This window comes from Mycobacterium colombiense, assembly GCF_001672755.1.
Lineage (GTDB): Bacteria > Actinomycetota > Actinomycetes > Mycobacteriales > Mycobacteriaceae > Mycobacterium > Mycobacterium colombiense_C.
In genome coordinates, this window is record NZ_LZKI01000043.1 from 35866 (window position 1) to 50003 (window position 14138).

At 68.4% G+C, this 14138-nt stretch carries 16 protein-coding genes and 1 pseudogene; 4 read left to right on the forward strand and 13 right to left on the reverse strand.

Annotated features, from left to right (window positions below):
* Positions 1-75: 75 nt before the first annotated feature.
* Both A5708_RS05710 and A5708_RS05715 read right to left on the reverse strand, forming a co-directional pair.
* A complete protein-coding gene (locus A5708_RS05710) occupies positions 76-369 on the reverse strand; it encodes an acylphosphatase (RefSeq protein WP_065027686.1) in 294 nt (97 codons plus the stop codon).
* Positions 356-781, reverse strand: a complete 426-nt coding sequence (locus A5708_RS05715) for an OsmC family protein (RefSeq protein ID WP_065027687.1) — start codon at positions 779-781, stop codon at positions 356-358. The genes A5708_RS05710 and A5708_RS05715 overlap by 14 nt, the downstream gene beginning before the upstream one ends.
* 53 nt (positions 782-834) lie before the next feature.
* Between A5708_RS05715 and A5708_RS05720 the strand changes: the two genes are divergently transcribed.
* A complete protein-coding gene (locus A5708_RS05720) occupies positions 835-1617 on the forward strand; it encodes a PIG-L deacetylase family protein (protein WP_065027688.1) in 783 nt (260 codons plus the stop codon).
* A gap of 15 nt (positions 1618-1632) precedes the next feature.
* Here the strand turns inward: A5708_RS05720 and mutM are convergent, their stop codons facing one another.
* The 4 genes from mutM to sepIVA form a co-directional block, all read right to left on the reverse strand.
* Positions 1633-2535, reverse strand: a complete 903-nt coding sequence (mutM, locus tag A5708_RS05725; protein WP_065027689.1) for a DNA-formamidopyrimidine glycosylase — start codon at positions 2533-2535, stop codon at positions 1633-1635.
* Positions 2536-3249 (reverse strand): ribonuclease III, encoded by a 714-nt coding sequence (gene rnc / locus A5708_RS05730; RefSeq protein ID WP_065027690.1) that lies wholly within the window; start codon positions 3247-3249, stop codon positions 2536-2538.
* On the reverse strand, positions 3246-3842 hold the full coding sequence (locus A5708_RS05735) for a YceD family protein (RefSeq protein WP_196772540.1): 597 nt from the start codon (positions 3840-3842) through the stop codon (positions 3246-3248). Before A5708_RS05735 ends, rnc begins: the two co-directional genes overlap by 4 nt.
* A gap of 68 nt (positions 3843-3910) precedes the next feature.
* Complete coding sequence (gene sepIVA / locus A5708_RS05740; protein WP_065027711.1) at positions 3911-4648, reverse strand: cell division protein SepIVA; 738 nt, start codon at positions 4646-4648, stop codon at positions 3911-3913.
* Between the two features lie 452 nt (positions 4649-5100).
* Here sepIVA and A5708_RS05745 point away from each other — a divergent pair, with 452 nt between their 5' ends.
* Positions 5101-6315 (forward strand): permease, encoded by a 1215-nt coding sequence (locus tag A5708_RS05745; RefSeq protein ID WP_196772541.1) that lies wholly within the window; start codon positions 5101-5103, stop codon positions 6313-6315.
* A gap of 6 nt (positions 6316-6321) precedes the next feature.
* Here the strand turns inward: A5708_RS05745 and A5708_RS05750 are convergent, their stop codons facing one another.
* The 6 genes from A5708_RS05750 to A5708_RS05775 all read right to left on the reverse strand — a co-directional run bounded on the left by A5708_RS05750 (position 6322) and on the right by A5708_RS05775 (position 12096).
* Entirely contained in the window at positions 6322-8031 is a 1710-nt protein-coding gene (locus tag A5708_RS05750; protein WP_065027693.1) for a thiamine pyrophosphate-requiring protein, read from the reverse strand.
* A 276-nt stretch (positions 8032-8307) separates the two neighbouring features.
* Positions 8308-8790, reverse strand: coding sequence for a pantetheine-phosphate adenylyltransferase (coaD, locus tag A5708_RS05755; RefSeq protein WP_065027694.1), 483 nt, complete (start codon positions 8788-8790; stop codon positions 8308-8310).
* A gap of 109 nt (positions 8791-8899) precedes the next feature.
* A complete protein-coding gene (rsmD, locus tag A5708_RS05760) occupies positions 8900-9454 on the reverse strand; it encodes a 16S rRNA (guanine(966)-N(2))-methyltransferase RsmD (RefSeq protein WP_065027695.1) in 555 nt (184 codons plus the stop codon).
* A gap of 10 nt (positions 9455-9464) precedes the next feature.
* The gene (locus A5708_RS05765; protein WP_065027696.1) at positions 9465-10112 is read right to left on the reverse strand and encodes a vitamin K epoxide reductase family protein; all 648 of its coding nucleotides are present in this window, start codon (positions 10110-10112) and stop codon (positions 9465-9467) included.
* A complete protein-coding gene (locus A5708_RS05770; protein WP_065027712.1) occupies positions 10109-10876 on the reverse strand; it encodes a DsbA family protein in 768 nt (255 codons plus the stop codon). Before A5708_RS05770 ends, A5708_RS05765 begins: the two co-directional genes overlap by 4 nt.
* A 101-nt stretch (positions 10877-10977) precedes the next feature.
* A complete protein-coding gene (locus A5708_RS05775) occupies positions 10978-12096 on the reverse strand; it encodes an alpha/beta hydrolase (protein ID WP_065027697.1) in 1119 nt (372 codons plus the stop codon).
* Between the two features lie 255 nt (positions 12097-12351).
* Between A5708_RS05775 and A5708_RS27390 the strand changes: the two are divergent.
* Together A5708_RS27390 and A5708_RS05780 are read left to right on the forward strand one after the other, a co-directional pair.
* Positions 12352-12565, forward strand: a pseudogene (locus tag A5708_RS27390) (oxidoreductase); the annotation flags it as partial.
* 5 nt (positions 12566-12570) lie between these two features.
* The gene (locus A5708_RS05780; protein ID WP_065027713.1) at positions 12571-13416 is read left to right on the forward strand and encodes an aldo/keto reductase; all 846 of its coding nucleotides are present in this window, start codon (positions 12571-12573) and stop codon (positions 13414-13416) included.
* 4 nt (positions 13417-13420) lie between these two features.
* Here A5708_RS05780 and A5708_RS05785 read toward each other — a convergent pair whose 3' ends face one another.
* Positions 13421-14134: an HNH endonuclease family protein gene (locus tag A5708_RS05785; protein WP_065027698.1), complete on the reverse strand. Its 714-nt coding sequence runs from the start codon at positions 14132-14134 to the stop codon at positions 13421-13423.
* Between the last annotated feature and the right edge of the window lie 4 nt (positions 14135-14138).

The window sequence follows — 14138 nt, forward strand, 5'->3', positions numbered from 1 at the left end:
GCGTTTCGGATTCGGCTATCGAAGCCAGAGCCGGTGCCAGTGTGACGGATGTGACGCGCGGGGCGGCGACGTGTCTCAGCGCTCGACGAATCCCTCGAACCGCTCCTGCGGCGGCGACCAGTCGGCGACCACCTTGTCGACGTGGCCGGGCCGCGACGGCCAGGCCGTGCCGCCTTCCAGCAGGTGCAGCAGCTGCTCGCCGGCCGCCCGCGGCCCCTGGGCGACCACCAGGACGCGGCCGTCGGCCTGGTTGGCCGCGTAACCGGTGAGGCCCAGCTCCAGCGCGCGGCAGCGCGTCCACCAGCGGAATCCCACCCCCTGGACCCGGCCGTGCACCCAGGCTGTGAGCCGGGTGTCAGGCTCCGACATTGTTCGCCTCGGAGCTGACCTCGAAGTTGACCGTGGTACCGGACTTCAGCGTGCGCCCGACGGTGCAAACCTGATCGATGGCCCGGCTGACCACGACCAGCAAGCGCTCCTTCTCGTCGTCGGCCAGGCTCGACAGGTCCAGTTCCAGGGTCTCCTCGAGCAGCGGATAGCGCTCCTGCTCGCGGTCGGCGGCGCCGGAGACCCTGACGACCGCCTGGTAGTCGTCGCCCAGCCGGCGGGCCAGCGGCAGGTCGCTGGACATCCCGCTGCACGCCGCGAGCGCGATCTTGAGCAGCTCACCGGGGGTGAACACGCCGTCGACGTCCTCGGAACCGATCAGCACCTGCGCGCCGCGCGAGCTGTATCCGGTGTAGCGGCGAGTCCCGGTGCGTTCCACCCATAGTTCGGCCATGGCTTATTTCTACCGGGCGAGGCGAACTCGGACGCGCGGGCATACTGCAAGGCATGGCCACCGTGGTCGCTTTCCATGCCCACCCGGACGACGAGGTCGTGCTCACCGGCGGCACCCTGGCGCGGGCGGCCACGGCCGGACACCGGGTGGTCGTGGTCACGGCCACCGACGGGCGTATCCACAACGAGGACGGCGACTACCGGCTCGACGAATTACACCGAAGCGCAAGCATTCTCGGGGCGCACCGGGTGGAGTGCCTCGGGTATGCCGACAGCGGCTATGGCCCGCTGTTCTATCCGGACCCACCCGGACGCACCCGGTTCGGGCGGGCCGATGTCGACGAGGCCGCCGGGCGGCTGGCCCGCATTCTGCGCGACGAAAACGCCGACCTGCTGCTCAGCTACCAGCCCAACGGCGGCTACGGCCATCGGGACCACGTCCAGGTGCACCACGTCGGCAAGCGGGCCGCCGAACTCGCCGCCACGCCGCGGGTGCTGGAGGTGACGATGCCGCGCGAAATGCTGCTCCGCGTCAGCGATCTCGCGCACCTGTTGCGGCTGCCCGGGCCGTACGAGCGGGACATCGTTCGCGGTGCCTACGCGCCGCGCGCCACAATCACCCATCGAGTCAACGTCTTTCGCTATGCGCGCCAGAAGCGCGACGCATTCGCCGCACACGGCTCTCAGATCGGCGCTTCCGCCCTGGCCGCGCGGGTGTTCGGGCTACTGCTCCGGTTGCCACCCCAGGTGTTCGGCGCGCTGTTCAGCCACGAGTGGTTCGTGGACCCCGCGTTGCCCACGCCCACCGGCACGCTGCGGCGCGACATCTTCGACTGAGTCGCCCGAAGGCACTCAACCACGCGGTCGCGGTTGGCATTTCGGACAGTAGAACGAGGAGCGGTTCATGAATCTCTCCCGGCGCATCACTGCCCCGCAACGGCGGCAGGCTTCGCCCTCGCGGCCGTAGGCGTCCAGCGATCGGTCGAAGTATCCGGATTCGCCGTTGACGTTGACGTACAGCGAATCGAACGAGGTCCCGCCCTGGGCCAGCGCGTCGCGCATCACCTCGGCGGCCGCGTCCAGCACGGCGATCAACTGCTTGCGGCTCAGCGTGTCGGCGATCCGCGCGCCGTTCAGCTTGGCGCGCCACAGCGCCTCGTCGGCGTAGATGTTGCCGATGCCGGACACCACCTGCTGATCGAGAAGCTGCCGCTTGATCTCGGAATGCTTGCGCCGCAACACTTTCACCACCGCATCCGCATCGAAGCGGGGGTCCAGCGGGTCACGCGCCAGATGCGCGACCGGCTCCGGCAGCACGCTGCCGTCCACCTCGACCAGATCGGCGAGCATCCATCCACCGAAGGTGCGCTGATCGGCGAAGCTCAGCACGGTCCCGTCGTCGAGCAGCGCGGAGATCCGGACGTGGTCGGCGCGCGGCCCCTTCCCCCTCGCCGCTTCGCGGCTGGGGGGACCCCCACCCAGCAGCATCTGCCCGCTCATGCCGAGGTGCACCACCAGCGCCGTATCCGATTCCCGCCCAGCGGGTTCCGTGTCCAGCAGCAGCCACAGGTACTTGCCGCGCCGATCCGTGCCGGTGATCCGCGCGTTCAGCAGCCGGGCGGTGAGGTCGGCGGGCCCGGCTTCGTGACGACGCACCGCACGCGGGTGATGCACCCGGACGGCGGTCATCGTCTTGCCGACGACGTGGGCGTGCAGGCCGCGGCGCACCACCTCGACTTCGGGCAGTTCGGGCATCTAGACGCTGGTTTTTCCCGCGGGATCCAGCACGTCGAGTGTCTTCCAGGTGGCCGCCGCGGCCTTCTGCTCGGCCTCCTTCTTGGACCGGCCCACACCCGTGCCGTATTCAGTCTCCGCCACCACGACGACCGCGGTGAATTCCTTGTCATGGTCGGGCCCGGTGGAGGTGACGACGTAGGAGGGCGCACCCATGCCGCGGGCCGCGGTCAGTTCCTGCAGGCTGGTCTTCCAGTCCAGCCCGGCGCCCAGCGTCGGCGCGGCGTCCAGCAGCGGGCCGAACAACCGCAGAATCACCTCGCGCGCAACGTCGATGCCGTGATCGAGGTAGATCGCGCCCAGCAGCGATTCCATGCCGTCGGCCAGGATGCTCGATTTGTCGGCGCCGCCGGTGTTCGCCTCCCCGCGCCCGAGCATCAGGTGGACGCCGAGGCCCCCCTCGCACAGCTTGCGCGCGACGTCGGCCAGCGCCTGGGTGTTGACCACGCTGGCCCGCAATTTGGCCAAATCACCCTCGGTGCGGTCGGGGTGCCGGTGGTACAGCTCGTCGGTAATGGTCAGGCCCAGCACCGCGTCGCCCAGGAATTCCAGGCGCTCGTTGGTCGGCAGGCCGCCGTGTTCGTAGGCGTAGCTGCGGTGCGTGAGCGCCAGGGACAGCAGTTCCTCGGACAGCTCAACCCCGAGGGCGTCGATCAGCGGTTGGCGTGAAGTCACCGCTCACCCCGCGGCTCGTCCGACTCCGCGCTGAACATGCCCGCCAGCTTGGCCCAGCGCGGATCGATGCGATCGTGCTGATGATCCGGCTCGGCGGTCAGCGAAACACCGCATTCGGGGCACAGCCCGGGGCAGTCCGGCGAGCAGACGGGCGAGAACGGCAGTTCCAGTCCCACGGCGTCGACGATGGACTGCTCGAGGTCGATGGTGTCGTCCACGATGTGGCCCACCTCGTCTTCCTCGGTGGTCGCCTCGGTGGTGCTGTCCGGGTAGGCGAACAGCTCGGTGAGCCGCACCTGCACCTGTCCCTCGAGCTTGGTCAGGCAACGCGAACACTCGCCGGCGGTGGGCGCGGTCACCGTCCCGGTCACCAGGACGCCCTCGGACACCGACTGGATCTGCAGATCCAGTTCGAGCGGGGCGTCCGCCTCGATCGCGATCATGTCCAGCCCGATGCGCGACGGGCTGGGCACGGTCTTGCGCAGGGTCACCATCGCCCCGGGGCGGCGCCCGAGCCTTGTGATGTCGAACGCCATCGGCGCGGACAGGCGTGACGCTCCGCGGGCCGATCGTGTGCTGTGCTGCCGCGTCATATCGGAAATCCTACGGCGCTGACCGCACAATTCCAGGGCGCGCCCGCCCGGCAAACAACCGCGAAGCGCTACCGCACCGCGTAGTCGTGGGTTCCGGCCGCCGTCCGCAGTTGGTGACGTCCGCGCCCCACCGACCGCAGGGTGCCGTTGAGGAATTCCTCGAACTCGGCGAGCTTGTTGTCGACGTAGATGTCGCATTCGCCGCGCAACCGGTCGGCCTCGGCGTGCGCCGAGTCGATGAGCCGGGTGGCCTCGGCGTTGGCCGCCTCCACCACGCTGTTCTGCGAGACCAGGCGCTGCTGCTCCTTGATGCCCTCTTGCACGGCCTTTTCGTAGGAGATGTTGCCGTTTTCGAGCAGCCGGTCGGCTTCGGCCTGGGCGCGCCCGACGCTCGCCTCGTACTCGCGCTTGGCCGCCATGGCGATGCGCACCGACTCTTCGCGGGCCTCACCGACCATCCGCTCGCTGTGCTGGCGCGCTTCGCTCACCATCCGGTCGGCCTGCGCCTTGGCGTCGGACAGCAGCCGGTCGGCCTCCGAGCGGGCGTGGTTGAGCATCGACTCGGACTCGGTGGTCGCCGAGGACACCATGGACTCGGAGTGCGTCTTGGCGTCCTGCAGCATGGAGTCGCGCGCATCCAGGACGTCCTGGGCGTCGTCCAGTTCGCCCGGGATCGCATCCTTGATGTCGTCGATCAACTCCAGCACGTCGCCGCGAGGTACCACGCAGCCGGCCGTCATCGGAACGCCACGGGCTTCTTCCACGATGGCGCTGAGTTCGTCCAGCGCCTCAAAGACTCGATACACGGCCATACCCTCCTGGCGTCTGCAAAGATCCTGTTGTTACTAGTGTGCCTGGTGATGTCCCTGTGACTGCGGTGGCGACACCGGTGTGTCGGGTATTTGCCCGTTCGGCGGCCCTTAAACGCCCTGGTCCGGTGTTTCCGGCCCGGCGTTTGGACGTCAGTGTCATCGCAGAAGGGCCCATTCACGCTGTTACCGCGGCCACGGCGACCGCGCGGGGTGGTTCATCCATATTCGTTGCCGGGTCCCGGTCGATGCGGGTGGGGCGGCGGCCCGGCATTTGCGTCGACGCGCCGGGACCCGGCTATTTGCCAGCGATTCTAGGTCGCGGACGGCCGGGCCACTATCCGCGCCGTCATCCTCGCGGCAGGCACGACGCGGCTGGCCGCGCCGGGGCGAGGGCATCGGCGACACTCCGCGCGCCGGCTTATACCCCCGAGGGGTATACTCCACGGTTGGGTGCGGCGCCCCCCGGAGCGACTCGTTTCCCGCAGGAGGACACAGTGACGGTGATATCAGCGGTCGGGCACGCTTTGACGCTCGCGGGCTCGATGACGTGGGAAATCCTGTGGGCGCTGATTCTGGGCTTTGCCCTCTCGGCGGTGGTGCAGGCCGTGGTGCGCCGCTCGACGATCGTGGCGCTGATGGGTGACGACCGGCCGCGCACCCTGGCGGTCTCGGCGGGACTGGGGGCGGCGTCGTCGTCGTGCTCATACGCCGCGGTGGCGTTGGCGCGATCGCTGTTCCGCAAGGGCGCCGACTTCACCGCCGCGATGGCGTTCGAAATCGGGTCCACCAACCTGGTGGTGGAGTTGGGCATCATCCTGGCGCTGCTGATGGGCTGGCAGTTCACCGCCGCCGAATTCGTCGGCGGCCCACTGATGATCGTGGTGCTGGCCGTATTGTTCCGGCTGTTCGTGCGGTCACGGCTCGTCGACGCCGCCCGCGAGCAGGCCGAGCGTGGAATCGCCGGTGCGATGGAAGGCCATGCCGCCATGGACATGTCCATCCAGGGGGACGGCTCGTTCTACCGACGGCTGTTCTCACCCGCCGGCCTGACCTCGGTCTCGCACGTGTTCGTGATGGAGTGGCTGGCGATCCTGCGCGACCTCGTCCTGGGCCTGCTGATCGCGGGCGCCATCGGGGCCTGGGTGCCCGAAAAGTTCTGGCAGGTCTTCTTTTTGGCCGAGCACCCGGGACTCTCGGCGATATGGGGACCGATCGTGGGGCCCATCGTGGCGATCGTGTCCTTCGTGTGCTCCATCGGCAATGTCCCGCTGGCCGCGGTGCTGTGGAACGGCGGCATCAGCTTCGGCGGCGTCATCGCGTTCATCTACGCCGACCTGCTGATCCTTCCGATCCTCAATATCTACCGCAAGTACTACGGCACCAAGATGATGCTGACGCTGCTGGGCACCTTCTACGCCGCGATGGTCACCGCCGGGTATCTAATCGAATTGATCTTCGGCACAACAAATCTCATTCCCGCGCAGCGCAACGCGACGGTGATCGAAGCGTCGATCTCGTGGAACTACACGACCTGGCTCAACATCGCGTTCCTGGCGCTTGCGGCCATCCTGGTCGCCCGGTTCGTCACGTCCGGGGGCCTGCCGATGGTGCGGATGATGGGCGGCTCCCCCGCCGCCGGCGAAACCGAACATCACCACTGACCGCCGTCAGGGTTGTGGCAACCGCACGTCCAGCACGACGCAACGCCCATTATCGGCCTCGCCGAGCGCCCAGCCGATGGCCTCGCTCATCTCCGCCGGCGTGTGCACGCTGCGTCCGCTACCGCCGCAGGCCTGGGCGAGGGCGGCGTAGTCGGTGTCCGGGGTGAGCCGGGTTTCGCCGAAGTCGTTCTCCCGCACCGATACTCCGTCCGGATACAAACCCATCACCGGTAGTTTGGAGGCCAGATAGGACCGGTTGTTCAAGACGACCGTCACGAACGGCGCACCGTGGCGATGCGCCGACCACAGCGCGGCGGTGGGCACGCCGAAGTTGAACGAACCGTCACCGCAGATGGCGACGACGGGCGCCTCCGGCCGGGCGAGCTTGACCCCGAAGGCGCCGCCGAGTGCCCACCCCAAAGCCGGTGCGCCAGTGTCGAACAGGTGCCCCGGCGCCCGGCGCACCTGCCGGGCCACGGCGGCCCGGTTGGTCACGGCCTCCTGGACCACGATCGCATCGTCGGGCAGGGCGCGGCCCAGCGCGGCCAGCATCGCATCGGGCACATCCGCCGGCTGCCCGGAGGCGGCCCGGCGGATCGCTTCGTGGTCGCGTTCGGCGGTCTCGGCCTCCGCCGCCTGCCGGCGCGCGGCCCACTTCTCCCGCAACTCGTCGGTGGTAAGCCGTAGCAGGGTCTGCTCGAGCAGCAGCAGCGCCACGCGGGTGTCGGCGGTCAACGCGACCTCGACCGGATACGACCACAGCGGCATGCTCGGTTTGACCGGATCCCCGTCGATCTGCACCACACGGGCGTCCGCGGGCGGGGCCAGCTGCGACGGCACCCACGGCACCTCGGAGTCCAGCAGCAGCACGGTGTCGGCGCTTTCCAGGGGGGCGGCGTCGCCCACCACGTGCAGCGGATGCCCCGGCGGCAGGTTGGCGCGGTCACCCTGATCGATGACCGGCGCGCCGAGCAGCTCGGCGATTCGGCCCAGCACGGTCGCGGTCCCCGGGTCGGCGGCGGTCCGGGACGTGACGATGACAACCCGCTTGCCCGCCACCAGGATTCCCGCCAACCGTCCGAGCGCGGCCGGGTCAGGGCCGGGCGGTACGGCCGGCGGTAACCGGCGCGGCAACGCACCGACGCCGGGCTCCATCAACGCTTCTCGCGGCAGCATGACGTAGGCGGGACCGGATGGGCAGGACTGGGCGACCTGGAACGCCCGACGCACGATCGGGGCCAGCTCGCGGCCGCGGGGCACCTCCATGTGCCACTTGGCATAGTTGCGCACCACGGCCGGCTGGTCGAGTTGTTCCTGCTGCCAATGGATATAGGTATCGCGGTGACCGCGCACCTGCGGCGCCGAACTGTAGGGAGTGCGCCCGGCGAACATCACCACGGGAGTTCCGTTGCGCTGCGCGTTGTGCAGCTGGCAGCCCAGGTTCAGCGTCCCGGCATCGACATGCACCATGACCGCCTGCGGGCGGCCGCTGGCCATGTGATGGCCGATGGCCGCCGCCAGCGCGATGCTCTCGTGCACGCACAACACGGCCTGCGGGCTCGGGGTGCCGGCGGCGCGCGCCGCGGCCAGCGCCTCCTGGATCGGCGCGGAATCCGTTCCGGGATTGATGAAGAAGTGCGCGACTCCCTCGTCGGCGAGCAGTGCGATCAGATTGGCCGCGGCCTCGGGTACGTCGAAAAGATTGTCTACCGTCATCAGTGTCGTTCTCCTATCGACGTCGGCAACCTCGCGGACCCCCTCCTTCGGATCAGATCATCAACATACGTTCCGCGTGGGCGTCTGCGATCTTTTCCGGTGGACTGGGTTGCCCGTGGCGCACTCGAACCCGTCGACTGCCCGTTGCGAGAGACTCATGGCTAATCGACGGAGAACACGAAACCATCGGGTACCCGCTGCGCCCCCGGGTACTCCAGGCCGCGCCCTGCGCCGTCAATCCGGTTGCCGCAGTGCTTTCGGCCTCGGGCAGCCGGGTCAGGACTTATCCGAAATCCTTTGGCGCAGGCGGCGATTGACCGGTTCGGGCAGCAGTTCCGACACGTCACCGCCGAGCATCGCGACCTCTTTGGCCAGCGAGGACGACACGAACGAATAGCGCGGGGCGGTGGCGACGAAGAAGGTGTCCACGCCGGCGACGTGCTTGTTCATCTGCGCCATCTGCAGTTCGTATTCGAAGTCGGTGCCAGTGCGCAGCCCCTTCACGATGGCGGTCATGCCGCGCGACCGGACGAAATCCACCACCAGACCCTGCCCGGCTTCGGCCCGCAGGTTGGGCAGGTGCGTCGTCGATTCGTTGATCATCGCGATCCGCTCGTCCAGATCGAACATGCCCTTTTTGGCGGGGTTGGTCAGGATCGCCACCACCACCTCGTCGAACTGAGCCGACGCTCGCTCGAAGACGTCGATGTGGCCCAACGTCACCGGGTCGAACGAACCCGGGCACACCGCGCCGGTCATGCGGGCGCTCCGATGTGAGCGGGTCGTCTCGCCATGACGCGCGCCGAGACGATGCAGAGCGAAGCGATGCTGAGGGGCGGCGCCATGACGAATGACGGTACACGCCACCTCACTGACGCTCGGCCAGCTCCAGACGGGTGTCGCCGTAAACCCGTTGCGGCCACACCGACCACCCGCCCGGCCAATTCAGCGGTGCGCCGCCCGCCGGCCGCTCCACCACCACGACGCTGCCCCCGTGCACCCAGCCGTGCTCGGCCAACGCGGCCAGCACGGCCTCGATCTCCGCGGCGTCGACGTCGTAGGGCGGGTCGGCCAGCACCAGATCGAACGCGGCCGCGGTCCCGGCCGCCAGCACGGTCGCCACCGCTCCGCGGCGCAGCGTCGCGCCGGCCAGGCCCAGGGTTTCGATGTTGCGCGCGATGACGGATCCGGTGCGGGGGTCGGACTCCACGAAGAGCGCGGCGGCGGCGCCGCGGGAAAGCGCCTCCAATCCCAGTGCGCCCGAACCGGCGTAGAGATCCAGCACGGCCAGGCCGGTCAGCTCCAGGCGCGCGTCAAGGATGTTGAAGAGCGACTCGCGGACCCGGTCGGTGGTGGGCCTGGTGCCGCGCGGCGGGACCGCGATGCGACGGCCCCCGGCCGCGCCGCCAATGATCCGGGTCACCTGCAGCTACCTACAGCAGCGTCGACCAGTAGTCCCAGAACCGCGCCATGATCAGCAAGAACACCGCGGTGAACCAGAGCGCGGCGATCGACCACCGCCATTGGAAGAGCACCCACGCCGGGCCGGTCTGGCGGCCTTGCAGCGCCGGGCGATAGGCGATCGAGGCGACCACCACCAGCAGCGACATCGTGACCGCCCAGACCACCATGCAGTACGGGCACAACGCGTTGATGCGATAGAGGCTCTGGAAGATCAGCCAGTGCACGAACACCGCACCGACCAGCACCCCGACCGTCAGTCCCACCCAATACCATTGCGGCAGAGTCACTTTCGTCAGCGCCAGCAGCCCGGTGACGACCACCACGGTGAAGGCCACCAGGCCCAGCAGCGGGTTGGGGAAGCCCAGCAGCGACGCCTGCGGCGTGATCATCACCGAGCCGCAGGACAGGATCGGGTTGATGTTGCAGGACGGCACGTACGACGGGTTGAGCAGGATGTCGATCTTCTCGATCGTCAGTGTCATCGATGCCATCAGACCGATCAGACCGGCGATCAGCACCCACCAGGCGCTGAGCGCCGGCACTACCGTCGTCGGCGCTGCATCCGGGGCCAGGTCGCCCGTGGGGTCGGCAGCTGCTGTGGACACCGCACCGGTCACATGGATGCCGGCGCGACCGCGCCGTCGATGCCCGGAATGTTGCCCACGATCTCTTTGATCTTGTTGACCAGCGCATCGGGCGTCGACGGGTCGTAGTCGTCGCCGTTGATCTTGATGGTCGGCGTCGCGTTGATGTGCGCGGCCGCCGCTTCGCCGGTGACCTTGGACAGGTATTTGCCGCTGTTGATGCAGTCGGGCACCTTGCCCGCCGCCCCGGCCTCGCGGGCGAGTTCGATCAGCCGCGCGTTGTCGGGGAAGGTCTTGCCGGTTTCGCTCGGCTGGATGTCGGTGCTGAACAGCGCGGAGTGGAAGCGGCGGAATGCGTCCTGGGACTCGTCGGCGACGCACAGGGCCGCGGCCCCCGCACGCGACGAATAGTTCTGGTTCCGTGAGCTGTCGAGGATCGACACCATGTTGTAGTCGGCGGCGATGGCGCCGAGGTCGATGAGCCTGGACACCGTCGGGCCGAAGGTGCGCTCGAAGTTGCCGCACGCCGGGCACAGGAAGTCCTCGTAGAACGTCACCACTGCCTTGGGATTGCTGCTGCCCGGCTGGGTGACCAGCTTGCTCGACGTCACCCGGACGGTGTCGCCGGCGCCGGTGGGGCCGGTCTTCTTGTGGTGCGACGTCACGATGTAGAAGACCAGGGCGACCGCGAAGATCACGACGAATGCGGTGCCGCCTATTTGGACGAGCCGGCTCGACTTGCCGCCAGAGGCCGACTTCATGTCGAATCGCGGGGGACGTTTGGGTTTGTCGGCCACAGGTTCCCTGATCTTTCGGTACGAGTTGTCGGTCTGCCCGGCTGCGGACAAAGCGATCGGACAAAGCGCCTCTAGATTACCGGCGCCCGCCGCTCGCGGAATCAGACCCGGCTCAGGTGTGCGCGCAGGGCCGAAATCAGCTCGCTGGTCGCGACCATGCTGTCGCCGCCCAGCTGGAACAGGTTGGCGAAGCCGTGGGTCAGCGAACCCAGGTACCGCAGGTCCACCGCGACCCCGGCGGCTCGCAGCGCCTCGGCGTAGCTCTCGCCCTCGTCGCGCAGCGGGTCGAAGCCGGCGACCGCGATCAGCGCGGGAGCCAGGCCGGTCAGCGATTCGGCCAGCGCCGGGGATACCCGCGGATCGGTGCGGTCGAGCTCCGAACGCCGCAGATACTGCGATTCGAACCAGTCGATGTCCCGCTTGGTCAGCAGAAAGCCGCGCGAGAACAGGGTCAGCGACCGATTCTGCGCGGTGAAGTCGGTGCGCGGATAGATCAGCCACTGCAGCGCCGGCGCCGGGGCGCCCTCGTCGCGCGCCATCTGGCTGACGACGGCGGCCAGATTTCCGCCGGCGCTGTCGCCGCCGACCGCGACCCGCCCCGGCGTCGCACCCAGCTCAGCGGCGTGCCGGTAGGCCCAGGTGAAGGCCGCGTACGCGTCCTCGATGGCGGCCGGCGCCGGGTGCTCGGGGGCCAGCCGATAGTCGATCGACAACACGTGGATGCCGGCGTCGCGGCAGGTCAGTCGGCACAGGGCGTCGTGGGTGTCCAGGTCGCCGATCGACCAGCCCCCGCCGTGATAGAAGACCAGCAGCGGCGCCGCCTCGCCGCCCGCGGGGCGGTAGTGGCGGGCCGGGATGTCGCCGGCCGGGCCGGGCAACGACAGCTCGTCCACATCGACGTGGATCTGCGGACCGGGGAACCCGACAGTCGACTCGCGCATCTGTGCGCGCGACGCCTGCGGGTCGTCGTCCACGACCAACCCGTCGATGCCCACGGCGCGCAGGCCCGAAAGCATCAGCTGCAACGTCGGATCCAGCGTATTGCCGTCGATGATGACCGAACGGCCGCGCACCAGCCCTCGTCTGATCGCGGTCGGGATCCACGGGATGACCTTGGCCCCGACGCCGGTGACGGCGCCCTGGATGCGACTGGCCAGCGACACCGACGCGCGGGCGGCTCCGAACTCGAGTTCCGGCGCGCCTGACAGAGGCCTGGTCATAGGCAACCCCCTTAAACAACACGTGCTAACGCTCGACGACGAACGGTTATTCGGCTACCGCTACCCATCGTCTCGAGGCTTGCCGGCCCCGGCGGCCACCAAACGGGCGGTCAACGCCCATCGTCGGTTACCGGCGAATCGACATCGCCGCCACCCCCGCGTCCTACGCAAGACCGGCCGGTCGGGCTGCCGATTCCGGTGTGCCGCGCGACCAACTGTACGGGGTCGCGTACTCGATGCAGAAGGCGCGGATAGACACCTGCCCAGGTGTTGATTAGGTTGCATTTACTGACTCGGTAATATCGTGATCCCCAAGTCGGTGAGCTGTCATCGGATTGCGAGCAACTTCGACGTGTTCGATATCGAACTGAGCGCCTCGAACTCGGCGCCGAACGGCGTTGATCTCTCGCTCGATGACGGAACCCGGCTCGGTGCACAATCTCGAACCTTCAATTTCACAGGCAGGTGAATGAATTGGCCGGCGAGTCGGGCTCCGCCTTACCCTCAATCGCTCTCAACGACGAAAACACGATCCCGGCCCTCGGCCTGGGCGTCGCGGAACTGTCGGACGACGAGACCGAACGCGCGGTGTCGGCGGCGCTGGAAATCGGCTGCCGCCTGATCGACACAGCCGCGGTCTACGGAAACGAAGAAGCCGTCGGGCGTGCCATCGCGGCCTCCGGCATTCCCCGCGCCGAACTGTTCGTCACCACCAAGCTGGCCACCCCCGACCAGGGTTTCAAGGGGGCGATGGACGCGTGCAGCGCCAGCCTCGAGCGCCTCGGCCTTGACTACGTCGACCTCTACCTGATCCACTGGCCCGCCCCGTCGCTGGGGACGTACGTCAACTCCTTCGGCGGGCTGATCCAGTCGCGCGGGGATGGTCTTGCCCGCTCGATCGGCGTCTCCAACTTCACCGACGAGCACCTGACGACGGTCATCGACCTCACCTTCGTCACCCCGGCGGTCAACCAGATCGAGCTGCACCCGCTGCTCAACCAGGAAGCGCTGCGCAAGACCAACGCCGAGCACAACGTGCTCACGCAGTCCTACACGCCGCTGGCGCTGGGCAAGCTGAACGACAACGCGACGGTGAAATCGGTCGCGGGCGAATACGGCAAGACCGCCTCGCAGGTGCTGCTGCGGTGGAACCTGCAGCTGGGCAACGCGGTCGTCTTCCGGTCGGCCAACGCCGAGCACATCGCCTCCAACTTGGACGTGTTCGACTTCGAACTGGCCGACGAGCACATGGATGCGATCAACGGCCTCAACGACGGCACCCGGCTGCGCCCGGACCCGGAGACCTACACGGGCTCGTAGCCCGCTATCCCGTCGGACAGGTCGTCGCGGCCTGCCGCAGCACGCCGGTCGACGCCTGATCCACCGGCAGCGCGTAGCCGCGCAGCACCGCGATGAACTGCATGGCGTACTGGCACGCGAACGCCGCGTTCGGCGGCATCCATTGCGCCGGCGGCGAATCGCCCTTGTCCTGATTGGCCTGCCCGTCGACGGCCAGCAGGTTGGCCGGGTCGTTGGCGAACCGCAGCCGCTCGGGGGCGGGCCAGCCGCTGGCGCCCATGTCCCAGGCGTAGGCGAGCGGGACGATGTGGTCGATCTGGACGGATTCGCCGACCTTGGGCCCGCGCTGGAATGCGATGGTCTTGTTGGTGTACGGGTCGTGCAGCGTGCCGGTGGCCACCGCGTCCGGACACCGCTTGATCGACACATATGTCTTGTCGATGAGATCGCGGTTCAGGATGTCGTCGCGGGTGTCACATCCGTTGTGCCCCATCGGCGCGTCGTTGTCGTCGTCCCAGGCGTCGCCGAACGCCGACCGCAGGTAGTCGTAGCGGTGCCGGCGCAGCGGCACGACGGCGACGCCCGCGAGCACGTCGGTGCCGGGCTGCACCGTCGGAACGTCGGCGCGCGCGGCGTATTCGGCCGAATGCCGGGCCGCCGAGGAGCCCACGGTCTGGTAGGCCACCAGCAGTGCGAGCACCGCCGCCGCGGCCAGCCACAGCAGCACTTTGCGGTTCAACTGC